Here is a 23,034-nt window from a genome sequence, read left to right on the forward strand (position 1 = left end):
TATTAAGCCAGTTGTTGTAAATACTTTTGGATAGTTGTTTCCAAACCCAGATAAAGTGCATCACTGATTAGGGCATGACCAATGGAAACCTCCAGTAGACCTGGGATACTTTGTGCGAAATAATGCAAATTGTGCAAATCCAGATCGTGCCCGGCGTTAATGCCCAGGCCTAATTTATTGGCATGATGTGCCGCCGCAATATAACTGACAACGGCTTTCTCGCGATCGGAAAAATAGTTATGGGCATAAGCTTCGGTATACAATTCTATTCTATCTGTTCCTGTTTCTACCGCACCTTCTACCATGTCCACAACCGGATCAACAAAAATAGAAACCCGTATTCCCTCTTTCTGAAAAACAGCAACCATCTCTTTGAGGTAGTCTTTATGTTTTAGGGTATCCCATCCGTGGTTACTTGTTATCTGACCTTCGGCATCGGGAACTAAGGTAACCTGTGCTGGTTTGTTAGCCAAAACCAGGTCAACAAACTTATCTTCGCGGCAATTGCCTTCGATATTGAACTCGGTAGCAATAACTGCTTTTAAATCATAAACATCCTGGTATCGGATATGGCGTTCATCGGGACGGGGATGTACGGTAATTCCCTGTGCACCGAAGCGCTCACAATCAAGGGCAACTTTAACCAAATCAGGATTATTACCTCCACGGCTGTTGCGCAGTGTAGCAATTTTATTAATGTTTACCGATAACTTTGTCATGAAACAAAGATAAGGCTTTGCTCCTTTTAATCTAAAGCCTTAAAAAAATTTGACTTTTTTTTGCTCATATTTGCCGTAACAGGAGGTTTGGGGGCATGGAGAAGAGAGGAAGAGAAAGATAGAATGAATGCTATAAATGAATATCAAAGATACTACACTATATAAAATTTTAATTGCCGCCATCGCAATTGTAAGTTCACTGGCATTGTTGGGCGGCGTTATGGAGCCCGATTCGGCGCTATATGCTTCCATTGCTAAGAATATGGTGTTGAGAAACGACTGGATTAATATTTATGTTAGGGGTGCAGACTGGTTAGACAAACCCCATTTAACATTTTGGTTAGCGGCGGCATCTTTCAAGATATTTGGCATTAATGCGTTTGCCTACAAGCTTCCATCTTTTTTATTCGGATTGATCGGAGCAGGCTATCTCTACAAACTGGCAAAAGATATTTACGACGAAAAAACCGGATTGATCAGTGCTTTAATTTTTCTAAGTGCACTGCACATCCTGATATCAACATTCGATGTACGGGCGGAAGTATATATCACTACGTTCACTTTAGGTGCAATATATCATTACTATAAAGCACATCAATCTACTTTCTGGCATATTGTTGCAGGTTCTCTTTCTGCTGCATGTGCCATTATGATAAAGGGAATTTTTGTATTAATTCCGGTGTTTGGTGGATTTATCATCTATTGGCTACTTACCAAACAATGGAAAGAATTGCTAAAACTGAAGTGGTGGATAGCCATTATATTGATTCTGGTGTTCATTATTCCAGAACTTTATACGCTATACATTCAGTTTGACCTACATCCCGAAAAAATCGTTTTCGGAACTACGGGGGTTTCGGGCATTAAATTTTTCTTTTGGGATAGCCAGTTTGGACGGTTTTTCAATAATGGCCCAATTAAAGGAAAAGGCGATATCTCATTCTTTTTGCATACCACCTTGTGGGCTTTTTTACCCTGGTCAGTTTTGTTTTATACGGCAGTTGTTACACTTTTTAAAAAGAAAAGCAGGAGTGCTTTACCTGCGGAGAGTATATTAGTCTGGGCAAGTGCGGCAATTACTTTCTTGTTATTTTCATTATCTAAATTTCAGTTGCCTCACTATATATTGATTATTTTACCGCAGTTTGCAATTATCACTGCTTGTTACCTGCAAAAACTTAAAGGAAAATCGCTGAATATCTTCACCGGCATTCAAAGCACAATAGCAGTTTTAATCGTGGGGATACTCACTATTCTGACCCTGTTTTTTAAATTTGACAATTATTACGCTGCCATCGCAATGATAGTCGTTTTCATGATTGCGTCGTTTATTCTTTTTAAAGGGTCAAAAACCGAAACACTGATTGGCCGAAGCGTGTTTACGTCGGCTGGATTAATGATCTTTTTCTCCTCTTTCTTTTATCCTGCGCTTTTAAAATATGAGGCTGGTATGCAGGCAGGCCAGTGGCTGAAAGAAAATTATCCAGAGGCTGTATCGACGGTTCTTCTTTACCGCGACGCTTACTCATTTGACTTTTACGCTAATGGGGAGCCTCAATATTTGTGGAGTTATAAGGAACTGGAAAAAGTAAACGCAAAGGGCAGGATTTTATTTGTTGATCAAAGGGAGATGGAAAACTTAAAATCTAAGTACCCTACTGCAGTATTAAAAGACTTTGAATATTTTCACACCACTAAATTGACGCCCAAATTCCTAAATTTAAAAACGAGAAAAGAAGTGTTAGAACATTTCTTTCTGGTTAAAATACTTTAAAATGGATTTATTACTTCGAATTATAAAATTTGGATTAACAGGCCTGCTTGGGATGGCAATTGATTTCGGGGCTACCTGGTTATTTAAGGAGAAGGTTAAAGTTAATAAGTATATTGCTAATGCAATTGGCTTCACACTTGCGGTAACGAATAATTATCTGATTAACCGTGTATGGACTTTTCAAAGTACTAATACCCACTGGGGAACTGAATTCAGCAAGTTTTTAATTGTAAGTTTGATTGGACTGGGCTTAAACACTTTTATTATTTATCTGTTCCACCAGCGCAAAAATGGTACTAACTTTTATGTCGCCAAATGCTTCGCGATATTAATTGTATTTGTATGGAATTTTCTGGCAAATATGTTGTTTACCTTCAGGTAACGTTTTTGCCGATAAAGTAAAACACTACAAGCCATATGATTCCTTTAATCAGAAAAAACAGGAAGCCTGCCAGTCCTACCCTTTTGAACCATAATTTTACTTTTTCTTTATTCATGCCTTGCTTGTAAAGATAAAATTTTTAAGATAAATTAGAAAGATTTTAAATAAGGAACAATGAAGTTATCTAAAATTTTAGCGCTCATATTTTTTTTAAGCTTTACTTTCAATAAGCATATCTCTGCTCAGGATATGAATGATATAACGCGTTATAAGATTAATTATGCGCTGGCGAGGAAAGGGAACAATGACATGGCTACCTTTCTTTCAACAAGGAGTTTTGAGATTAATAATCAAGAATACTTATTATTGATAAACCCGCATACTTTCGAGAGCAGAATAGATATTGCCAGCAACTATTCATTAAGAAGTTTGGAGTGGAACAATGTTATGGCCATTTTTAAAAACACGCCTTACGTAAAATCTTTAGAGGCGGCAGCGGCAAAAGATATTCAACTACAGAATGCAGGTATAGATCATTCGATTCCGAATGAAACAGGTATAGCGCTTACTATCGATTTGTGCCCTTCACACAAGCCGCTCGACAGAATTATCTTTGAATCAGTTTTTGATGAATTTAAGAAATCAGAACAGCCGGTTCCAGTGGCTATTTCGGTATCAGGGAAATGGATGTTGAAGCATGAGGATGATTTGAACTGGCTTAAAAGTTTGGTAAAGAAAAAGGAATTAAATATTACCTGGGTAAACCATACGTATAATCATGAAGTAAACAGCCTTCCGCTATCGGAAAACTTTTTACTCGCTCCTGGCACTCATTTGGATATTGAGGTGTTGGAAAATGAAAAGCTCATGTTAAAAAATGGCTTGGTACCGTCCGTTTTTTTCCGTTTCCCCGGGTTGGTCTCTGATAAAACCTTAGTCCAAAAAGTTGAAGGGTATGGTTACATCCCAATTGGAAGTGACGCCTGGTTAGCTAAAGGTCAACAGGCAAATGCAGGCAGCATTATATTGATCCACGGCAATGGAAATGAAGAAATTGGCGTAAAGGATTTTATTCAGCTATTGAAAAGCAAACAAGCTGATGTTAAGAACAGGCAATGGTTGCTATTTGATTTGAGACAGGGCCTGGAAAAGGAATTTGAATAACTTTACTACCCTTTGGTTAATAATTTTATTTCTGTTGCCTTAAAACGGTTATTAACGATTTCTCCGGTTACCTCGGCTTTGCTTACTGCATTACAGAAACCATGTTTACCGTGTGCATCGCCAAATTCGTCGATTCCTTTGCCATCAACAAAGTATGACTTACCATCAATTCTGACGGCTAATTCGCAGTCTTTCCCTTTCATTTTAAACTGGCATTCGCCACATGCAATCTCTACCTTCTGTTTATTGATAACCTTGGGTTGCTGATCCTTTTTAGTGGATGCCTGAGCATGAATCTGTGTTGCGGACAGGCATAGGAATAGTGCAAATAGTAAGTTTTTCATTTTGATATTTTTTCAAATATATGTTTTCGTCAGCACAAGGAAAACTAAATATTTGTTAAATAAACCTGACGGTAACGAACACGAAGTGCAACGCGGTCAAGTGAACAGCAGGGCTGAATTTCCGAAGCACTACCATTAAGCTCAGGATGACTTGTAAACAAAAAAGGGATGTGCAGTTTTGCACATCCCTTTAAACGAATCATCAATGAAATTGCTTCCCCGAATGGTCGGGGCAAGCTGTTACTCGCAATGACGAGAAGTGATTAGTAACGATATTCGTCTGCTTTGAAAGGACCTTCAACAGGAACGCCAATGTAGTCGGCCTGGTGTTGATCTAACACTTCTAATTCTACACCGATTTTTTCTAAGTGCAAACGGGCAACTTTTTCATCTAAATGCTTAGGCAAAGTATACACTTTGTTTTCATAAGCAGCAGTATTAGTCCAGAGTTCTAACTGAGCCAAAGTTTGGTTAGTGAATGAGTTACTCATCACAAAACTTGGGTGGCCTGTAGCACAACCTAAGTTAACCAAACGGCCTTCGGCAAGAACGATTACATCTTTACCATCGATAGTATATTTATCAACCTGTGGTTTAATTTCGACTTTAGTATCGCCGTAAGCACCGTTTAACCAAGCCATATCGATTTCGTTATCGAAGTGACCGATATTACAAACAATAGCTTTATCTTTTAATGCACGGAAGTGTTTTTCGCGAACGATGTCACAGTTACCTGTAGTCGTTACAACAATATCAGCTTCTTTAATTGCAGTGTCTAAACGTTTAACTTCATAACCCTCCATTGCAGCTTGTAAAGCACAAATTGGATCGATTTCAGTAACGATTACACGTACGCCTTGTGAACTTAAAGATTCTGCTGAACCTTTACCCACATCACCGTAACCGCAAACAACAGCTACTTTACCGGCCATCATTACATCAGTTGCACGACGAATCGCATCTACCAACGATTCACGACATCCGTATTTGTTATCAAATTTAGATTTAGTTACCGAATCGTTAACGTTAATTGCAGGTGTATGCAACGTTCCGTTCTTCATTCTTTCGTACAAACGGTGAACACCAGTTGTAGTTTCTTCCGATAAACCTTTAATAGCTGCAATCAGCTCAGGATATTTATCAAAAACCATATTGGTTAAATCGCCGCCATCATCTAAAATCATGTTTAAGGGCTGTTGCTCAGGACCGAAGTGCAAAGTTTGTTCAATACACCAATCGAATTCTTCTTCGTTTAAACCTTTCCATGCATAAACCTGAATACCAGCAGCAGCAATAGCAGCAGCAGCGTGGTCTTGTGTTGAGAAAATGTTGCATGATGACCAGGTAACTTCAGCACCTAGCGCAGTTAATGTTTCGATTAATACAGCCGTTTGGATAGTCATGTGCAGACAGCCTGCAATGCGAGCACCTTTAAGCGGTTGCGATGGACCGAACTCTTTACGTAAACTCATTAAACCTGGCATTTCTGCTTCGGCTAATTCGATTTCTTTACGGCCCCATTCTGCCAGTGAAATGTCCTTAACTTTGTAAGGGATATAGGTTGTCTCTACTGATGACATAATTTCTTGTTTTTAAATGTGATGCAAAGTTACTCTATCCACACGTTAAACCCAAATAATTAAAAGAGCAAGGTGGTTTACGGAATGTAAAATAGAAAGGTTAGATATAATTAAGGCTTCCCTGATTGGAAAGCCTTAATATTAACCCTGGTTTGCTGCCTTTGGTGTTTCAGTTGTTGTTGCTGGCTTGGATACTCCGTTACCGCCTGGTTTGTAAATTGCGCCTGTAGCGAAATCAACAATAGCACCCGGCCAGAATAACAGAATATCTGCTATTAAAGCAACAGGTCTGATTGGACGAGATGGCTCGCCGGGAAGTGGTTTAGTTCTTTGTGCCTGATTAACCTTTCCACCGAATACAGTAGCACATGAGCTCAGAGACGATGTGATTGTCAAAGCAATAAGAGCATTAATTAGCGTTTTCTTCATGATTTAGTTTGTTTGCCCGAATCTAATAAAATTATAATCAAGCGCAAATAAAATTTACAATCCCAAGCTAATTCATTCCTGCTACCATCTCCATTCACCTGCAATAGTCAAAGGTTCTTTTAGGTTCTGGGATTCCAGAAAAGCTTTTAATTCATCTTCACTTTGAACGCTAACGGGAATTTTAGGTGTATTTGCCAATGCATAGGTAAGCATTGCACTATAGCGGACAGTATTTTTAAGCTGTTGTTCGTCTACCAGTTTAAAACTATCGCCATCTGAGTGATAGAACGGGCCTGAATTATTTGGTAGTTTTCCTCCAAAACCACCCCCTGTTGGTATTCCCTCCAACATAAATGGCTGATGATCGCTATGTAAGCCTGCACCGGCATTAAATAAATTTTTAAAGCCTGTATCTATCTTTACAATATCAGCTCCCCAGGCAGTAAACAATGTTTTCATTTCTGAGCGGGATGTTGAGAAGCCTTTCGGATCGTTTGTCATATCGTAATTAAGCATGAACTTAACCTGTCCCAAATCTTTATCTTTCTTCGCCTGATCGATATAGGCTTTTGATCCCAATAAACCTTGCTCTTCACCCATAAACAAAACAAATTCTACAGTCCGTTTAGTTTTCAAACTGAGTTTTTTGAATGTACGCGCCATATCCATAATGGAAAACGAGCCAATGCCGTTATCAATCGCGCCCGTAGCCAGATCCCAGCTATCTAAGTGACTGCCAACAACGATTTTTTCTTTTGGCATTTCGTTGCCTTTGAATGTTGCCACCACGTTTCGCGCTTTGATCACGCCCGAAAAGTTTGTCATGGCAATACGTGCAATTTGAACCTGACCTTTTACCTTTTCCTTTAGGGCCATTCCATCTTCAAGACCGATACAAACCGCCGGAATTGGGATCAGTTTACCGGTAACTGAGGCTGTGCCGGTTAGCAGTACACCATCTTTCACGGTATTGATAATAATTACACCCGTTGCACCGTACTTCGTGGCAATTGCTGTTTTTTCTGACCGGTGCAATGATTTTGCCCCGGCAGGAGATCCCGGCAATACGCCAAGATAAATTAAAGCGATTTTTCCTTTGAACTTATTCGGATTAACCTGATAGTCTGTTTCCAGTCCGTTCCCCGCATCAACTATATCTCCTGTAACATCAGCACTTACAGGCGAATGTGCCAGGGTTACTGCTTTAATTTTCGACAAACTGTTTTTATCAGGTCCAATCTCTACGCTGATGGTTTTTCTAGCCCAGCTTTCCACTTCGAATGGCTGGAACTTAACCTCGCAACCGTAAGATTTTAATAAATCGAAAGCATACTGTTCAGCCTTTGCCCCGTTTTGCGAACCCGTTAAGCGATGGCCGATGGTTTCAGTTTCATATTTTAAGGTTTGGTAAGCCTTAGAATGCTCCTGAACTTCTGTATTGATTTTTCGGAAAGTATCGCCAAAATTATCCTGAGCGTGAGCAAACAATGCGCTGCAAAGCATTGCAGCTGAAAAAAGGTATTTCATGAAAATTAAGTTGGTTGAAGTGTTGAAAATACAAAAATTAGTTCAACAGATTGGCCTGTAACGTATATTTTGCCTGAAAATGGAGCAACATACACTATTCTATCTTTTAACGATTTTAAAAAGCTATAGTTACTAAGCCAGAAATATTAATACATCTACCTTACCTATGCGCTATTTTCTTTGGAAAAACCAGCGACGCCACAATACTAATCACCAGAATAGCCAGAATGATAATCAAAGAATGTTCAGTGGTGAAGCCAATTTTCTCCAGGTAAGTATGCCCTAACATTTTCACGCCAATAAAAGCCAAAAGGATTGCGAGGCCTGTCTTAAGATAATGAAACTTATGAATGATATTAACCAATAAGAAGAACATAGACCGTAAGCCCATAATTGCAAAAATATTGGAAAAGAAAACGATATAAGGATCTTTGGTTACGGCGAAGATGGCAGGAATGGAATCTACCGCGAAAAGCAAATCGGTAAATTCAACAATAAGCAAAACCAAAAAAAGCGGCGTTACAAATCGCTTATGATCAATCTTCACAAAAAAGTTTTTGCCTTCATATTTCGGGTGGATAGCAAAAATTTTAGAAGCCCACTTTACCACCGGATGGTTCTCAGGATCAATTTTTTCATCTTCCTCTTTACTAAAGAACATCCTGATACCAGTGAAAACCAGAAATGCACCAAAAAGATAAAGGATCCACGCAAATTTGGCGATTAGCGCGGCACCTACAAAAATGAAGATAAAACGCATAATGATTGCGCCAAGAATACCCCAAAACAGTACCCTGTGATAGTATTTTTCTTCAACTGCAAAAGCTGAAAATATAAGAACGATTACAAAGATGTTATCTACAGAAAGGGCGTATTCAATTACATAACCGGTTAAAAACTCCAGACCTAAATTTGACCTGTAGGTAGATAAACTTCCTTCAAAATCAGCAGGATTGAGGGATATATGATGCTGATGTTTGGCCACGATCTCCTTTAAGTGAGCGAAATCTCTGATGCCATGTAACTGATGGCCTTCAGTAAGGAGAATAAAATAGAAGCCAATGGCCAGTGCGACCATAATCAGGCTCATTATACCAGCCTGTTTTAAACTAATTACATGATCTTTGCGACTGAAAAGTCCCAGATCCAGCGCCAGAATAAGCACAATAAACAATAAAAAGCCTAAACTGAACAGTAATTCGTTACCCATTATTTTTTTCGTTCTGTAGTATATAGCACCAGTTGTTCCAGTCCAGTTCTGGCTTCCCCTGCATCAAAAGCATGCAAAATGGAGAAGGCTTCGTTCTGGTAGTCCAACATTTTCTGGTTAGCGTAATAAACGCCATCTTTTGCATTCACAAAGTCGATTATTTGCTGAATTTTAACAGGATCGTCCTGGTGATTTTTAACCAGGTTGATGATCTTTTTACGCTCAGCTTTATCAGCCTTGTTTAGGGCATAAATGAGTGGCAAAGTAACCTTCTTTTCTTTAATATCAATTCCCAAAGGTTTCCCAACATCGTCTGTTCCAAAGTCGAACGTATCATCCTTAATCTGAAAGGCAATCCCCACCTTCTCGCCAAAGAGTCTCATCCTTTCAATGGTTTCATCATCAGCACCAGCTGATGCCGCTCCTGCAGCACAGCATGAAGCAATCAATGAAGCTGTTTTTTGTCTGATCACTTCAAAATAAAGATCCTCAGAAATGTCCATTTTGCGAACTTTCTCCACCTGCAGCAATTCTCCCTCACTCATCTGCTTCACCGCTTCACTTACAATCTGTAACAATCGGTGTTCATTATTGTTTACCGAGAGTAACAATCCTTTGGCCAGTAAATAATCGCCAACAAGCACTGCAATTTTATTCTTCCATAACGCATTGATTGAAAAAAAACCACGGCGTTCGTAAGCATTATCCACAACATCGTCGTGAACTAAAGTCGCCGTGTGCAAAAGCTCTACAAGTGCAGCTCCGCGATGGGTGGACTCAGTAATGCCCCCACAGAGTTTTGCAGCGAAGAACACGAACATTGGCCGCATTTGCTTACCTTTTTGCTTTACAATATAATGGGTAATCCTATCCAGCAACGGTGCGTCGCTATGCATAGATTCTTTAAAGGTTTTTTCAAACGCTTTAATGTCAGCAGCTATAGGTTTCTTGATCTGTTCGATTCCCGGCATTAAGTCGAAAAATTTTGATTGCAAACTTAAGGTTATTTCCCATAAAAAGATAATGTACGCCGGCTAATATTCGGCATATTACAGGTATTGGAAGCATTAAGGCGGCCTGCCGGTGCGGTTTGTAGAAAAATTCGTGATTTTAGCTTTCAAAGTTTACATTTAAACCACTATAAATTTGGTATGAGAAAGCGGTATAAATTATTGGTAGGATTTTCAGCACTTTTAGTGGCTGGATATTTCCTGGGTCCAAAACCAAGGAAACCGATTTACAGTGAAGCGCTGCCAAAAATTCCTGAACTGCGTGATTTAGATGTTTACATTAAAAGCATAGAAAGCGAACATCAAGTTAAACCGGGGAACGAAGCTGAGATTATATGGGCAGACCGGGGGCATGAGCAAACTGAATATGCCATTGTTTACCTGCATGGTTTTTCTGCCTCAAAAATGGAGGGCAACCCGGTTCACCTTAATCTGGCTAATACCTTAAGTGCAAATCTTTTTCTCGCCCGTTTAGCTGATCATGGTTTAGATACCATTTCACCCATGCAGCACTTTACTGCAGACAGGCTATGGGAAAGCTGCAAGCAAGCCTATGCTATCGGGAAGACACTGGGAAAAAAAGTTATTTTAGTTGGTACATCAACGGGAGGGACAGCCGCAATCAAACTGGCATCTGTTTACCCAGAAATAAACAGTTTAGTTTTATTATCTCCTAATGTTGCTATAAATGATAAAAATGCCTGGTTATTAAACGATCCGTGGGGCTTGCAAATTGCGAGAAAGGTACTGAGAAGCGATGAAAGAAAAGTCGATGGCAGAACCGAAGAATACAAAAAATACTGGTACACCAACTACCGCATAGAATCGCTGGTAGAGCTTCAGGAGTTTGTAGAAAGCACCATGTGCAGGGTTGTATTTAGAAAAGTAAAGCAGCCCGTTTTAATGTTATACTATTATAAAAACGAACTTGAGCAAGATCCTGTAGTACGCGTTGATGCCATGCTGAAAATGTTTGAACAACTGGGAACACCCGCCGGTTTAAAAAGGAAAGTGGCGGTTCCAAACGCTGGAAACCATGTTATTGGTTCGTATATCACTTCGAAGGATCTGCCTGCTGTAGAACATGCTATTGGTCAATTTACTAAGAACACTTTGCAGTTTACACAGGAGAAATCAAATAAATAATGTTCATATAATTCTCACTTACTATCTTGCTATATATTATGAAATGCAATATCTCAATTCTTTTCCTCCTTATTTCATTATCTTTATCAGCGCAGCAAAAGATTGCTAAAAATCCGTTGATTATAGGCGAAATTCTGGAAATACAATCTAAAGTGCTAGGAGAATCGCGAAAGCTGAACATATATTTACCTGCAGAGTATGCTCCAGATTCGGCACGTACTTATCCCGTTATTTACCTCCTTGATGGTTCTGCAAACGAAGACTTTTTGCATGTGGCCGGCCTGGTACAGTTCCTAAGTATGATTGATAAAATGCCGCAGAGTATACTTGTAGGTATCGCCAATGTAGACCGTAAAAAAGATTTCACCTTCCCTACAAGCATTTCAGAAGATTTGAAAGACTTCCCGACTACAGGAAAATCCGACCGTTTTATTTCTTTCATCGAGCAGGAGTTGCAACCCTATATACAACAGAAGTACAAAACCAACCTTAAGAGAACAATTATCGGACAATCGCTGGGCGGGCTACTTGCTACGGAAATACTGATAAAAAAACCCCAGCTTTTTAATCATTATGCAATCATCAGTCCGAGTTTATGGTGGAACAACGAATCGTTATTGAATGATCTTGCAACAATTGAGCAAAAATATCCGCCGGGCCTCAAAGTCTATGTTTCTGTAGGTACAGAGGGCAAACGAATGGAAGATGATGCAAAAAAGCTGGCAGGTATTTTAAAAGATGGTAAAAAAATAAACGTGAGTTATGCACCTATGCCTGAAGAGAATCATCTAACAATTTTACACAACAGCCTTTACAAAGGGCTGCAACTTTTAGAGACGGATTAGTAAATGTTCGACGAGATATTCTTTACAATAAGCGCTGCATGTACTCTTGAATTCTCGATAAAGAGCTTATGGGTATCCAACCCTCCACAAACTACTCCGGCTAAGTACAAGCCTTTAACGTTAGTTTCCATGGTGTCTTCATTGTAAACAGGGCATAAGCTTTCGGGCAAATTTATTCCGAACCTTCTTAACATGGAGAAATCCGGCTGATAACCAGTCATTGCAATTACGAAATCGTTAGGAATAGTCTTTACGCCATCTGGTGTTTTTATGTCGACTTCATGATCCCTGATTTCCAATAATTCTGAATGGAAATGTGCGGTGACAGCTCCCTCCTTAATTCGGTTTTCGATATCGGGACGAACCCAATATTTAACATGTGGACCTAGTTCGCCACTTCTGATCACCATCGTTACATTTGCCCCTTTGCGGTAAGTTTCAAGGGCGGCGTCAACGCCAGAATTATTCGCCCCAACAACCAGCACATTTTGAAAAGCATACAAATGTGGGTCTTTGTAATAATGGGTAACTTTAGGCAATTCCTCACCCTTCACATTCATCAGCAAGGGTACATCATAAAAACCAGTAGCAACAACTACGTTCTTCGAAGTATATGTCGATTTGGATGTTTGGATTTCAAAAACATGATTATTCTTTACCACTTGGTTAACGACTTCAAAAAGGTTGATTTTCAAGTTAAATTTTTCTGCCACGCGCCGATAATATTCAACTGCTTCGTTTCTGTTAGGCTTTGGGCTAATCGTTACAAAAGGGACTTCTCCAATTTCCAGTTTCTGTGATGTAGAGAAAAAAGTCATAAATACGGGATAGTTGAACAAACTGTTTACCAGCGCACCTTTCTCGATGATGACATAACTCAAGTTTGCTTTTTGAGCTTCGATGGCACATGCCATCCCGATGGGGCCAGCACCAATTATTAATACATCGTAATGATTTTCGTTTTCACTCATAGTAAATTGTTAACCACCTTTAGACACCATGAGGTACCGAGGATTTTTTAGGCTTATTGACAAATAAATCCAAACATGCTGTCTTGGATGGTAATAAAATTAAACCTTCATCGCCTTACTCGGGCATGCAAAATCAGTTCTTTTTAAACCTGTATTTTTTATTGCTCCATAACCCCCGGCAATGTCGATTACATTTTCTATACCTCTTGATTTTAAAATGGACGCTGCGATCATTGATCTATAGCCTCCGGCACAATGGATGTAGTAAGTTGATTTAGGATCAATCTCATTTGTCCAGTCGTTGATAAAATCCAAAGGCCTGCTTAGTGTGAACTCCAGGTGTTCAGATTCATATTCACCAGGTTTACGAACATCCAGTGCAGTAATGTCATTTTCTTCAGCTGCGAGTTCAAAGGCTTCGGCAGAAATGGATTCTATGGTATCAATTTCTTTTCCGCTATCTGTCCACCTTTCGAATCCTCCTTCTAAATAGCCAATAGTACTATCATACCCTACACGGGTTAATCGTGTGATTGTTTCTTCTTCTTTATCCTGATCTGTCACCAACAAAATGGGTTGCTTCAAATCAGTGATCAGTGCACCAACCCAGGGCGCAAATTGCCCGTTTAATCCAATATTGATTGAATTTGGAATGAATCCCTTTGCAAAAACCTGTGGATCACGGGTATCAAGCAGAATCGCTCCGGTTTGATTTGCGGTATCTTCAAATGCCTGAGGCATCAAAGGGTTCAAACCTTTTTGATATACATTGTCAATGCTTTCAATTTCTCCTTTATTTATTGCTGCATTTTTAGCGAAATATTGTGGAGGAGGCAAAATCCCATCGGTAACTTCAGTTATAAACTGTTCTTTGGTTTGTGCCTTTAAAGCGTAATTTACTTGTTTTTGGTGTCCCAGACTGTCGAATGTTTCCTTGCTCATGCTTTTGCCGCAAGCCGAGCCTGCACCATGCGCAGGATAAACAATAACATCATCTGCTAAGGGTTTAATTTTCTCGTTTAATGAATCGTAAAGCATGCCTGCGAGGTCTTCCATCGTCAAATCACCCTTCTGGGCGAGGTCGGGGCGACCCACATCACCGATAAATAAAGTATCACCGCTAAAAATACAGTGATCCTTCCCGCTCTCATCGGTTAATAAATAGGTAGTTGACTCCAGTGTGTGTCCTGGTGTATGTAGCGCAGTGATGGTTAGATGACCGATTTTGAATTGTTCTCCATCCTGCGCAATATGCGAATCAAATTCAGTCTTAGCAGTTGGTCCGTAAATAATCCTGGCCCCAGATTTCTCTGCTAAATCAACATGGCCAGAGACGAAGTCAGCATGAAAATGGGTTTCGAATATATATTTGATTTTTGCACCAGCTTTTTCTGCTTTCTTTATATAGGTTTCCACCTCTCTCAGTGGATCTATGATTGCCGCCTCTCCATTACTTTCAATGTAATAGGCAGCCTCTGCTAAACAACCGGTATATATTTGTTCTATTTTCATGTTTTAGATATGAGCATTGAGATATGGGATTGGCCAAAGCCTGTCTACCCTTAACCCTCCAAGCAAAAATAGCGCTAATTAAGAATAACTGAAATGATGAGGATCATAATTGCAGAAGTTTTACCTAATTCTCTGTTGAGAAATAAAACCTTGACTGTTTAAAACAAAAAACCTTGCAAGTTTTATGCTCGCAAGGTTTGAAAACTATATAGCGAAAGATGCCTAATCGTGACTTAACTCACCTCTAATTGATTTTTCCATCAGCTTACTACTGTCCTCAACAGACAATTTAAGTCCCATTACGAACATTAGTTTGGTTACAGTCGCTTCAAATGTTAAATCGTACCCACTCAATACACCCATTTTCTGTAGCTCGCGGCTGGTTTCGTACCGGCCTAACTGTACAGAACCTTTTTTACACTGAGAAATATCGATGATAATTTTGCCTTTACTGATCGCACTGCGCAAACTGTCTAAAAACCATTCGGCAGTAGTGGTATTTCCTGAACCAAACGTTTCTAATATAATAGCATCGACTTTCGAATCGGTAATGGCTTGTACTGCCTGTGGAGTGATACCCGGATATAATTTTAAAACGCCAATATTGGAATTGAAATTGGTTCGAAGGTTCAGCTTGCCATCGGGCGCATTGAGCATATCATTTCTATTAAACTGCAAATGAACGCCTGCTTCAGCCAAAACCGGATAATTGGGCGACCTGAATGCTTCAAACTTTTCACTGTTGTATTTTATAGACCGGTTTCCCCGGAACAATTGTGCGTCGAAATAGATGCAAACTTCCGGAACCAGGGCTTTACCATTTTCCTTGGTGGCAGCAATCTCCAATGCGGTAATCAGGTTTTCTTTGGCATCGGTTCTAATCTCACCTATCGGCAGTTGAGAGCCAGTTAAAATTACCGGTTTGCCTAAATTTTCGAGCATAAAACTCAGTGCCGAGGCAGTGAAGGCCATGGTGTCTGACCCATGAAGAATCACAAAACCATCATAAAGATCATACTTACCGTAAATAAGTTCAGCAATGGTTTTCCAGATTTCCGGATCCATGTTAGAGGAATCCAAAACCGGATTGAAAGAGTGCACATCTAAATGATAATCTAAACGCCCTAACTCTGGCACATTATCTTTAATCTGCTCGAAATCGAAAGGAATTAGCATCCCATTACTGGGATCATTGATCATACCGATGGTTCCACCGGTATAAATAATAAGTATTTTGGTCATTTGGTTGGTTGGGTTGCTCAGCGCAAAGAAACTAAAAAATTACAAATGATCAGGCATATTTTTTATATTGGCAATAAATACGCGCATTTCGGCAAAACAAATATTAAATCAGTAAAATATTGATAATAAAATATGATTATGTTAATAAACGTAGGAACTACGCATTCATTGTGAGAACCAGGTTTACGAAATAATACGTTTTACCGTTATATTCCGAAAATCTTCTTCGAGTTTTCTGTTGTGATATTTGCCACTTTTTCTACAGATACACCATAAATATCGGCAAGTTTCTGAGCAATATAGATGAGGTAACTACTTTCATTCGGTTTTCCTCTGAAAGGTACCGGAGCCAGATAAGGTGAATCAGTTTCCAGCACCAGATCATTCAAATCGAGTTCAGCAAGTACAAGGTCTAATCCGGCCTTCTTGTAGGTAACAACACCACCAATACCTAGATAAAAATTAAGATCAATGGCTTGTTTGGCTTGTTGAACATTTCCGGTAAAGCAATGAAAAATTCCCCTGAGTTTTTCGTCCCGTTCGCTTTCTAATACCTCAAAAACTTCATCGAATGCTTCACGGCAGTGTATTACGATTGGCAAACCTAATTCTTTAGCCCACCCAATCTGTTTTCGAAAAGCATCCTGCTGAATTGCCAATGTTGTTTTGTCCCAATATAAATCAATGCCGATTTCACCAATAGCGTAAACAGATCTATTTGGAATGCTGTTTTTAATGGTATCCAGTACTGAAATATAATCATCTTTAACATCACAAGGATGAAGGCCTGCCATCGCAAAACAGTTATCAGGATATTTACTCACCAGGTCATTGATCATGGCAATTGATTTGACATCCACATTTGGAAGAAACAAACGGTTTACATTATTTTCAAAACAACGCTCCATCAATTGCGATTGCTTATCGTTATCCTGTTCGTAATATAAATGGGTATGGGTGTCGGTGAAAATCATTTGGTATCAGGCATATTATCAGGCACTAATCCTGATCGTCAGTAACAATATATTTATGTTTAAATTAAGCTTTCTTTTTTTTTGCTTTTTTAACCTCAGGTTTAGTTTCGAATGAATAGCCGTCAAATTCAAATTCTTTCTTCAAAAATTTACCGGTAAGGCTGATTGGATTCTGAACCAGTCCCTCTGGTGTACCCTCAAAAAGTATTCTTCCTCCGCCGGCACCACCCTCCTGGCCAAGATCAATTACCCAGTCGGCAACTTTAACCACATCCAGGTTATGTTCAATAACCAGCACGGTGTTTCCTTTTTCAACCAACTCCTGCAATACACCTAAGAGCACATTAATATCTTCGAAATGAAGTCCTGTTGTGGGTTCATCTAGAATGTAAAATGTTTTGCCAGTATCTTTTTTTGAGAGTTCTGTTGCTAGCTTTACACGTTGTGCCTCACCGCCTGATAAGGTAACTGATGATTGACCCAAAGTAATATAACCTAGACCTACATCTTTTAGCGTTTTGATCTTTCTGTATATAATCGGGATATTTTCGAAGAAATTGCAAGCATCTTCAATGCTCATATCCAATACATCACTAATTGATTTACCACGAAAGCGAACTTCTAAAGTTTCACGATTATATCTTTTCCCGCCACATTCTTCACATGGTACCTGAACATCGGGGAGGAAGTTCATTTCAATCACTTTTAAACCGGCACCCTGGCAAGTCTCGCATCTTCCACCCTTAACATTGAAAGAAAAACGACCCGGTTTATAGCCCCGGATTTTTGCTTCTGGCAGCTGAACAAACAGGTTTCTGATATCAGAGAAAACACCGGTATAGGTTGAAGGATTAGAGCGGGGCGTTCTTCCTATCGGAGCCTGATCAATTTCGATAACTTTGTCTATCTCTTTCAAACCACTTATTTTCTCGTAAGGAAGTGGTGTTTTTTTTGCTCTGAAGAAATGGTGATTTAGAATCGGATAGAGCGTTTCGGTAATCAGACTTGACTTTCCTGACCCGGAAACACCGGTTACCGCGATGAATTTACCCAAAGGAAAATCAACTGAAACTTCTTTCAAATTATGTCCGGTAGCTTTGATAATGGACAATTTATGCCCGTTGCCTGGTCTGCGGACTTTTGGGATTTCTATTTTTTTATCGCCGTTCAGATAAGCGGCAGTCAAGGTATTGGATTTCAATATGTCTTTTGCCGTTCCTTCTGCAACCACGGTTCCGCCATGTATCCCTGCACCTGGACCAACATCAATTACCCAATCGGCCTCTAAAATCATGTCTTTATCATGCTCCACTACCAAAACCGTGTTGCCCAGGTCGCGAAGATTTTTCAATGCATTAATTAATCGCTCATTATCACGCTGGTGCAAACCGATGCTCGGTTCATCCAGGATGTACATCACATTCATTAACTGCGATCCAATTTGAGTAGCCAAACGAATACGCTGTGCCTCACCACCTGAAAGTGTACGGGCAGTACGGTCTAAAGTCAAGTAGGTTAATCCCACATCGGTTAAAAAACCTATCCGGGCATTAATCTCCTTTAAAATTTCTTTAGCAATGATGTTCTGACGGTCCGTTAATCGTTCATCAACTTTCTCAAACCATTTGCTCAGGTTGTTGATATCCATGGATGAGAGATCGAAGATGTTCATTCCATCAACTTTAAAATGCAGGCTTTCCTTTTTCAATCTCGCACCATTACACTCAGGACAGGTTTTCAACTTGCGAAAAGCATCCATATCATCGGAGGCAGATTCGCTGCGCTTCTCATTCTGCTCTTCCAGCATTTTGATAATGCCATCGAAAGTGATGTTATAATTCTGAACGTTCCATTTATTATATTCAACTTCAACTTTGATTAAATCATGAGAACCATTTAAAATGATATTAATTACCTCATCACTTAATTTTTCAATTGGCGTAGATAACGAGAAGCTGTATTTTTTGGCCAGGGCTTTTAATACCTGAAACATCCAGATATCGCGGTATTCACCAAGAGGCGCTAAACCGCCATTAAGGATACTCAGTTTTGGATTTGGGATAACCGACTCTTTATCTACTACGAAAATATAACCTAAACCGTCGCAACGTTCGCAGGCACCATATGGCGAATTGAAAGAGAAGCTATTTGGCTGAGGTTCGTCATAAGAAATACCTGTTGTCGGGCACATCAGGAACTTACTAAAATGGGCTACGTGATTATCTTTATCACTAATCTTAATTACACCCTTACCCATCTTCATGGCAGTTTGCACGGAATCAAGCAAGCGTTTTCTATCTTTCGTATCAACAATTAGCCGATCAATTACCACTTCAATATCGTGGATTTTGTAACGGTCTACCTGCATTTTAGCGGTAATGTCTTTGATCTCCCCGTCAACCCTCACCTTTACATAGCCCTGTTTACGAATTTGTTCAAACAATTCGCGGTAATGCCCTTTTCTACCCTTCACTACGGGCGCTAAAATATTCACTGGTGCACCATCAAATTTATTGAATATATTCTGGATAATCTGATCCTCGCTCATGCGCTCCATTTTTTCACCAGTATTATAGGAGTAAGCATCCGCTGCACGGGCATAGAGTAAACGCATGAAATCGTAAATCTCTGTAATGGTACCTACAGTTGACCGTGGATTTTTACTGGTTGTTTTTTGCTCAATGGCAATAACCGGGCTAAGCCCAGAAACCTTATCTACATCCGGGCGTTCCATTCCTCCCATGAACTGCCGGCTGTAGGCACTAAATGTTTCCATGTAGCGTCGCTGCCCTTCAGCGTAAATGGTATCAAATGCGAGGGATGATTTTCCACTGCCACTCAGGCCGGTAATCACTACCATTTGGTTTCGTGGGAAACTAACGTCTATATTTTTTAAATTATGTACCCTGGCACCGTATACTTCTACATCTTTTTGCTCACCGAGGTCGATAGATTTATTGCTCATATTTGTTGAAAAGTTGAGGAGAAACTGAACCCGTAAGATGGCTGAATTTCAACATGCAAAATTGCTAAAAATTTTATCAAAAAGAAAGCCCAAAGCAATCTGTATTAAGGATTAATTGTCATAATGTCGACTTCGATTTCTGAGGAAACCAGAAGACAAACCAAAACGCAAATAACCATAGTGATCCTGAAAATAAATATTGTAATTATCCTCTCCATAATAACCAATCGCAGCCATTAAAAACACATTGTTCATGAAAGGAAAACTATAATTAAAATTAACCTCGGCATTTAACCGCTTCTGTATATTGGCCATGTTTTTCAATGGGATCTGATTTACCGCATAAGAAATCTCACTATTTAAACGCCAGGTTTCTTTTTCGGTTTTGACTTTTGTTTTATTTCGGGCATTCTTCTCAATCTCATCGTACCTGCGCAACGAAAAATTGTATAATAACCTGGTAAAACCGAAACCCCGGTCTAAAACAGGTTCGTACCTAAAAAACTTATACCACTGCAAACCTATGCGGTGATTAAAGGAATAAAAATTTTCGTCAGGCTTTATCACGGTGAGAAATCCAAAGCGGTAAGAAGCCGTTAAATAATTGGCATTGAAGTTTCCGGTTACCGTATTTATCGTTCCATCGGCATTTACAGCATCCTGATCCTGCCCGTTGGAGTGATGGGTAAAAGCCAGCTCTCCGTATCTATAATTTTCGAGCTCGGTATTTAGCCTAACATAGAGCACACCGCCCAGCCTGTAACTTGGCGTACGTACACCTGCCGAAAATTCATTTCTTACACGAACGGTAAAATCGGGTATTATAGAAAAGGCAACCGGCGACTTATAACTTCCCAACAACATATAAGTTGTGGTTAAACGGCCGTTGATGACATATTTCGAAGGTGCACCTAATTCTCCATACGGGGAAGTATAAGCGAAATCGGCATTTTCTTTATAAAGGCCCACGTATTGTTTATTTGCGTATTCTCTTTTAATAGTTAAAGAATCCTGCGCATAAAGCTGAAAACTAATCAGTATAAAAATGAGCATTAGAAAAGTTTTCATCATATCCGATAAACGTTGATGAATGTTGTATGGTTTTATTTCCTGGTAAGATATATTGAAAGACCGCAAACCACTTACCACTCTATCGTTGTCCCGTTCTCAGTCGGATGTCCCGTACAAACTAAAACCCTTCCCTCTTTTATTTCTTCATCGGTGAGTATCTCATTATAATCCATGCGCACATTTCCGCGGGTGCAATTGGCCACGCAAGTACTGCAAACTCCTCCACGGCAACTATAAGGCAGCTTTATTTTGTTTTCGAGCGCTACATCCAAAATCCGTTTCGGCCAGGGAACATCGAGATAATAGGTTTCGCCTTTAAAATTCAAGATTACGGAATAAGTATTTTTATCTACCGATTTCTCCGAACCATCATCCTCATCCACTTCATCCTCAGGCAAAACAAAGGTTTCCCTTTTAATCTGCTTTATATCAAAACCCATCCCAAGTAAAGTTATCCTACACAGATCCATGTAAATGATAGGCCCACAGGTATAAAACAAAACCTTATCCCGCTCAAAATTTAGATGTTCTTTTAATAACTTTTCTATATAAAATTTATTCAAACGGGCAGTCATCAGGTTTTTGCTATTACTAAATATCCAAATGATTTCCAATCTTTCAGGATATTTCTCCTGCCACTCGATCAATTCATTATAAAAAAGGGCGTCATCTATTGATTTGTTACTGTAGATTAAGGTGATCAATGATTTTGTTTCCCTAACCAGTGCTGTTTTTAGGATAGAGAAAAGCGGCGTAATCCCCACACCCGCAGCGAACAGAAAAAGATCTCTTTCCAAGTTCTTATCAGGCACATAGCTAAAAAGTCCCTGTGGTTCTTGTGCCGCTAAAATATCGCCAACAGTAGTTTTATGATGTAAAAATCTGGAAATTTCGCCGTTCTCTACTCTTTTAACTGTGATAGCCAAAGGTTCGTCTACATCAGGCGAACTGTTAAAGGAGTAAGATCGTCTTACCTCACCATGCTTGCCTTCAAAAACCAAAGAAACAAATTGCCCTGCAAGGTATCTGGGATAGTTCCCATCTATATCCTCCAACTGGAAAGTAATATTTTCGCCAGGCTGATTGATGATTTGATTGATGCGCAGTTTGAACATATTGCAAAGAAAAGGATTAATGCTGAAAGACTAAAGCTTAATGGATAAAGACTTAAAAGGACTGACTGTGGGGGGAAATGCATTTTAAAAAAAACGTCCCGATTTTATATCGGGACGCCTTACCAAATGCTTGTCTTTATATTAATTTATTATTCAGCGTTATATGCTAATAATACACGCGGTTTTTCGTATCCGTAACGTTTAGGGTGCTCCATAATCTGCTTCATGGAAATTACTTTGTATACGTAACCACCCGTTTCACGGTTCAGTCTCATTTTGTAGTAATTGTCTTGATTTTGATTATTGATCTGCTTACGCAAGCGGCCATCGCCAACATTGTAAGCAGCAGCAACTAGTGTCCAGCTTTCCAGCCCTCTGTACATTTCTTTAATGTACTTACAGGCTGCAATGGTTGATTTACGCAAATTGTAGCGTTCATCCACCCTGCCGTTTACCTTTAATCCGTAAGTACGGGCTGTACCCGGCATAAACTGCCAAATTCCGGCTGCACCTTTAGGCGAAATTCCTTCCCGCATTCCTGATTCAACCAAAGCTAAATACTTGAAATCATTGGGAATTCCGTAGGCGGCAAGAATAGGTTCTATTACAGGAAACCATTTTGCAGCCTTTTTGTGCAAGATATTCGTTTGTGTGTTCTTGTACATGTGTGCGGCAAGAGTTTTTTTCATTTTTCTTTCTACCCTTTTATCGCCCAAAGGCAGGGTTTCATCCGCGAAATTTAACTGGGCCATTAAAGTAAGAGGTTTCACAACGTCTTGAACTTTGATACTGTCAGTTTTTGTTATTGTAGAGCTTAATTTTTCTTCCTTAAAAAGACTTTTTTGTACTAAGGGCATTTGGTAAGTGAACACTTTTGCCAAGATAAATAGTGTTGCCACTACTGAAAATGGTACGATGTGTTTCTTTAACATCTTCCTCCTTTTTTTGGTGAAACTTATATAAAAACGTCGGCAAAGCTAAAAAATAATAAGCACATTATCAAATAGTTACAAAAAACACCTTATAAATCGGCCCTTAAAGTGCTTTAAACGTG

At 39.5% G+C, this 23,034-nt stretch carries 21 protein-coding genes; 5 read left to right on the forward strand and 16 right to left on the reverse strand.

The window, feature by feature from the left end:
• Positions 1-2 precede the first annotated feature (2 nt).
• Positions 3-719: a pyridoxine 5'-phosphate synthase gene (locus AC570I_RS05290; RefSeq protein WP_497404669.1), complete on the reverse strand. Its 717-nt coding sequence runs from the start codon at positions 717-719 to the stop codon at positions 3-5.
• Between the two features lie 136 nt (positions 720-855).
• On the opposite strand from AC570I_RS05290, the gene AC570I_RS05295 reads away from it, so the two are divergent.
• Both AC570I_RS05295 and AC570I_RS05300 read left to right on the forward strand, forming a co-directional pair.
• Complete coding sequence (locus AC570I_RS05295) at positions 856-2,493, forward strand: ArnT family glycosyltransferase (protein ID WP_497404670.1); 1,638 nt, start codon at positions 856-858, stop codon at positions 2,491-2,493.
• Between the two features lies 1 nt (position 2,494).
• Positions 2,495-2,875 carry a GtrA family protein gene (locus tag AC570I_RS05300; protein ID WP_047800281.1) on the forward strand — a complete coding sequence of 127 codons (381 nt, stop codon included), beginning with the start codon at positions 2,495-2,497 and terminating at the stop codon, positions 2,873-2,875.
• Here AC570I_RS05300 and AC570I_RS05305 read toward each other — a convergent pair.
• Entirely contained in the window at positions 2,868-2,990 is a 123-nt protein-coding gene (locus AC570I_RS05305) for a hypothetical protein (protein ID WP_255352162.1), read from the reverse strand. The two genes, AC570I_RS05300 and AC570I_RS05305, sit on opposite strands and share 8 nt — an antisense overlap.
• Before the next feature lie 59 nt (positions 2,991-3,049).
• On the opposite strand from AC570I_RS05305, the gene AC570I_RS05310 reads away from it, so the two are divergent.
• A complete protein-coding gene (locus tag AC570I_RS05310; RefSeq protein WP_497404671.1) occupies positions 3,050-4,039 on the forward strand; it encodes a polysaccharide deacetylase family protein in 990 nt (329 codons plus the stop codon).
• Between the two features lie 5 nt (positions 4,040-4,044).
• Here AC570I_RS05310 and AC570I_RS05315 read toward each other — a convergent pair whose 3' ends face one another.
• The 6 genes from AC570I_RS05315 to AC570I_RS05340 all read right to left on the reverse strand — a co-directional run bounded on the left by AC570I_RS05315 (position 4,045) and on the right by AC570I_RS05340 (position 10,100).
• Positions 4,045-4,383, reverse strand: a complete 339-nt coding sequence (locus AC570I_RS05315) for a DUF6370 family protein (protein WP_497404672.1) — start codon at positions 4,381-4,383, stop codon at positions 4,045-4,047.
• Positions 4,384-4,646: 263 nt separating this feature from the next.
• Positions 4,647-5,963, reverse strand: a complete 1,317-nt coding sequence (gene ahcY / locus AC570I_RS05320) for an adenosylhomocysteinase (protein ID WP_497404673.1) — start codon at positions 5,961-5,963, stop codon at positions 4,647-4,649.
• Between the two features lie 141 nt (positions 5,964-6,104).
• Positions 6,105-6,392, reverse strand: a complete 288-nt coding sequence (locus AC570I_RS05325; protein WP_047800278.1) for a hypothetical protein — start codon at positions 6,390-6,392, stop codon at positions 6,105-6,107.
• Positions 6,393-6,473: 81 nt separating this feature from the next.
• The gene (locus tag AC570I_RS05330) at positions 6,474-7,919 is read right to left on the reverse strand and encodes a M28 family peptidase (protein ID WP_497404674.1); all 1,446 of its coding nucleotides are present in this window, start codon (positions 7,917-7,919) and stop codon (positions 6,474-6,476) included.
• Between the two features lie 160 nt (positions 7,920-8,079).
• A complete protein-coding gene (locus tag AC570I_RS05335) occupies positions 8,080-9,129 on the reverse strand; it encodes a TerC/Alx family metal homeostasis membrane protein (RefSeq protein ID WP_497404675.1) in 1,050 nt (349 codons plus the stop codon).
• On the reverse strand, positions 9,129-10,100 hold the full coding sequence (locus AC570I_RS05340) for a polyprenyl synthetase family protein (RefSeq protein ID WP_497404676.1): 972 nt from the start codon (positions 10,098-10,100) through the stop codon (positions 9,129-9,131). The genes AC570I_RS05335 and AC570I_RS05340 overlap by 1 nt, the downstream gene beginning before the upstream one ends.
• A 180-nt stretch (positions 10,101-10,280) precedes the next feature.
• Here AC570I_RS05340 and AC570I_RS05345 point away from each other — a divergent pair, with 180 nt between their 5' ends.
• Together AC570I_RS05345 and AC570I_RS05350 are read left to right on the forward strand one after the other, a co-directional pair.
• Positions 10,281-11,285, forward strand: a complete 1,005-nt coding sequence (locus AC570I_RS05345) for an alpha/beta hydrolase (RefSeq protein ID WP_497404677.1) — start codon at positions 10,281-10,283, stop codon at positions 11,283-11,285.
• 38 nt (positions 11,286-11,323) lie between these two features.
• Positions 11,324-12,130: an alpha/beta hydrolase gene (locus tag AC570I_RS05350; protein WP_497404678.1), complete on the forward strand. Its 807-nt coding sequence runs from the start codon at positions 11,324-11,326 to the stop codon at positions 12,128-12,130.
• Here AC570I_RS05350 and AC570I_RS05355 read toward each other — a convergent pair.
• The 8 genes from AC570I_RS05355 to AC570I_RS05390 all read right to left on the reverse strand — a co-directional run bounded on the left by AC570I_RS05355 (position 12,127) and on the right by AC570I_RS05390 (position 22,912).
• Entirely contained in the window at positions 12,127-13,101 is a 975-nt protein-coding gene (locus AC570I_RS05355) for a YpdA family putative bacillithiol disulfide reductase (protein ID WP_497404679.1), read from the reverse strand. The two genes, AC570I_RS05350 and AC570I_RS05355, sit on opposite strands and share 4 nt — an antisense overlap.
• A 99-nt stretch (positions 13,102-13,200) precedes the next feature.
• The gene (locus AC570I_RS05360; protein WP_497404680.1) at positions 13,201-14,613 is read right to left on the reverse strand and encodes an MBL fold metallo-hydrolase; all 1,413 of its coding nucleotides are present in this window, start codon (positions 14,611-14,613) and stop codon (positions 13,201-13,203) included.
• A 222-nt stretch (positions 14,614-14,835) separates the two neighbouring features.
• A complete protein-coding gene (locus AC570I_RS05365; RefSeq protein WP_047800270.1) occupies positions 14,836-15,855 on the reverse strand; it encodes an asparaginase in 1,020 nt (339 codons plus the stop codon).
• A 206-nt stretch (positions 15,856-16,061) separates the two neighbouring features.
• Complete coding sequence (locus AC570I_RS05370) at positions 16,062-16,829, reverse strand: TatD family hydrolase (RefSeq protein WP_047800269.1); 768 nt, start codon at positions 16,827-16,829, stop codon at positions 16,062-16,064.
• Positions 16,830-16,893: 64 nt separating this feature from the next.
• The gene (uvrA, locus tag AC570I_RS05375) at positions 16,894-19,794 is read right to left on the reverse strand and encodes an excinuclease ABC subunit UvrA (protein WP_497404681.1); all 2,901 of its coding nucleotides are present in this window, start codon (positions 19,792-19,794) and stop codon (positions 16,894-16,896) included.
• Positions 19,795-19,905: 111 nt separating this feature from the next.
• Positions 19,906-20,847, reverse strand: coding sequence for a hypothetical protein (locus AC570I_RS05380; protein ID WP_497404682.1), 942 nt, complete (start codon positions 20,845-20,847; stop codon positions 19,906-19,908).
• An 89-nt stretch (positions 20,848-20,936) separates the two neighbouring features.
• Positions 20,937-21,980, reverse strand: a complete 1,044-nt coding sequence (locus AC570I_RS05385) for a 2Fe-2S iron-sulfur cluster-binding protein (protein ID WP_497404683.1) — start codon at positions 21,978-21,980, stop codon at positions 20,937-20,939.
• A 149-nt stretch (positions 21,981-22,129) separates the two neighbouring features.
• On the reverse strand, positions 22,130-22,912 hold the full coding sequence (locus AC570I_RS05390; protein WP_047800267.1) for a lytic transglycosylase domain-containing protein: 783 nt from the start codon (positions 22,910-22,912) through the stop codon (positions 22,130-22,132).
• Positions 22,913-23,034 lie beyond the last annotated feature (122 nt).

It is taken from the genome of Pedobacter sp. A2324 (genome assembly GCF_059693705.1).

Bases quoted from the DNA above. Each gene is read 5' to 3' on its own strand.
- uvrA (WP_497404681.1), bottom strand. From the start codon at position 19,794: ATGAGCAATAAATCTATCGACCTCGGTGAGCAAAAAGATGTAGAAGTA.
- AC570I_RS05330 (WP_497404674.1), bottom strand. From the start codon at position 7,919: ATGAAATACCTTTTTTCAGCTGCAATGCTTTGCAGCGCATTGTTTGCT.
- AC570I_RS05370 (WP_047800269.1), bottom strand. From the start codon at position 16,829: ATGATTTTCACCGACACCCATACCCATTTATATTACGAACAGGATAAC.
- AC570I_RS05365 (WP_047800270.1), bottom strand. From the start codon at position 15,855: ATGACCAAAATACTTATTATTTATACCGGTGGAACCATCGGTATGATC.
- ahcY (WP_497404673.1), bottom strand. From the start codon at position 5,963: ATGTCATCAGTAGAGACAACCTATATCCCTTACAAAGTTAAGGACATT.
- AC570I_RS05300 (WP_047800281.1), top strand. From the start codon at position 2,495: ATGGATTTATTACTTCGAATTATAAAATTTGGATTAACAGGCCTGCTT.
- AC570I_RS05310 (WP_497404671.1), top strand. From the start codon at position 3,050: ATGAAGTTATCTAAAATTTTAGCGCTCATATTTTTTTTAAGCTTTACT.
- AC570I_RS05335 (WP_497404675.1), bottom strand. From the start codon at position 9,129: ATGGGTAACGAATTACTGTTCAGTTTAGGCTTTTTATTGTTTATTGTG.
- AC570I_RS05315 (WP_497404672.1), bottom strand. From the start codon at position 4,383: ATGAAAAACTTACTATTTGCACTATTCCTATGCCTGTCCGCAACACAG.
- AC570I_RS05350 (WP_497404678.1), top strand. From the start codon at position 11,324: ATGAAATGCAATATCTCAATTCTTTTCCTCCTTATTTCATTATCTTTA.
- AC570I_RS05295 (WP_497404670.1), top strand. From the start codon at position 856: ATGAATATCAAAGATACTACACTATATAAAATTTTAATTGCCGCCATC.
- AC570I_RS05390 (WP_047800267.1), bottom strand. From the start codon at position 22,912: ATGTTAAAGAAACACATCGTACCATTTTCAGTAGTGGCAACACTATTT.
- AC570I_RS05325 (WP_047800278.1), bottom strand. From the start codon at position 6,392: ATGAAGAAAACGCTAATTAATGCTCTTATTGCTTTGACAATCACATCG.
- AC570I_RS05305 (WP_255352162.1), bottom strand. From the start codon at position 2,990: ATGAATAAAGAAAAAGTAAAATTATGGTTCAAAAGGGTAGGACTGGCA.
- AC570I_RS05345 (WP_497404677.1), top strand. From the start codon at position 10,281: ATGAGAAAGCGGTATAAATTATTGGTAGGATTTTCAGCACTTTTAGTG.
- AC570I_RS05290 (WP_497404669.1), bottom strand. From the start codon at position 719: ATGACAAAGTTATCGGTAAACATTAATAAAATTGCTACACTGCGCAAC.
- AC570I_RS05360 (WP_497404680.1), bottom strand. From the start codon at position 14,613: ATGAAAATAGAACAAATATATACCGGTTGTTTAGCAGAGGCTGCCTAT.
- AC570I_RS05340 (WP_497404676.1), bottom strand. From the start codon at position 10,100: ATGCCGGGAATCGAACAGATCAAGAAACCTATAGCTGCTGACATTAAA.
- AC570I_RS05380 (WP_497404682.1), bottom strand. From the start codon at position 20,847: ATGCTCATTTTTATACTGATTAGTTTTCAGCTTTATGCGCAGGATTCT.
- AC570I_RS05355 (WP_497404679.1), bottom strand. From the start codon at position 13,101: ATGAGTGAAAACGAAAATCATTACGATGTATTAATAATTGGTGCTGGC.
- AC570I_RS05385 (WP_497404683.1), bottom strand. From the start codon at position 21,980: ATGTTCAAACTGCGCATCAATCAAATCATCAATCAGCCTGGCGAAAAT.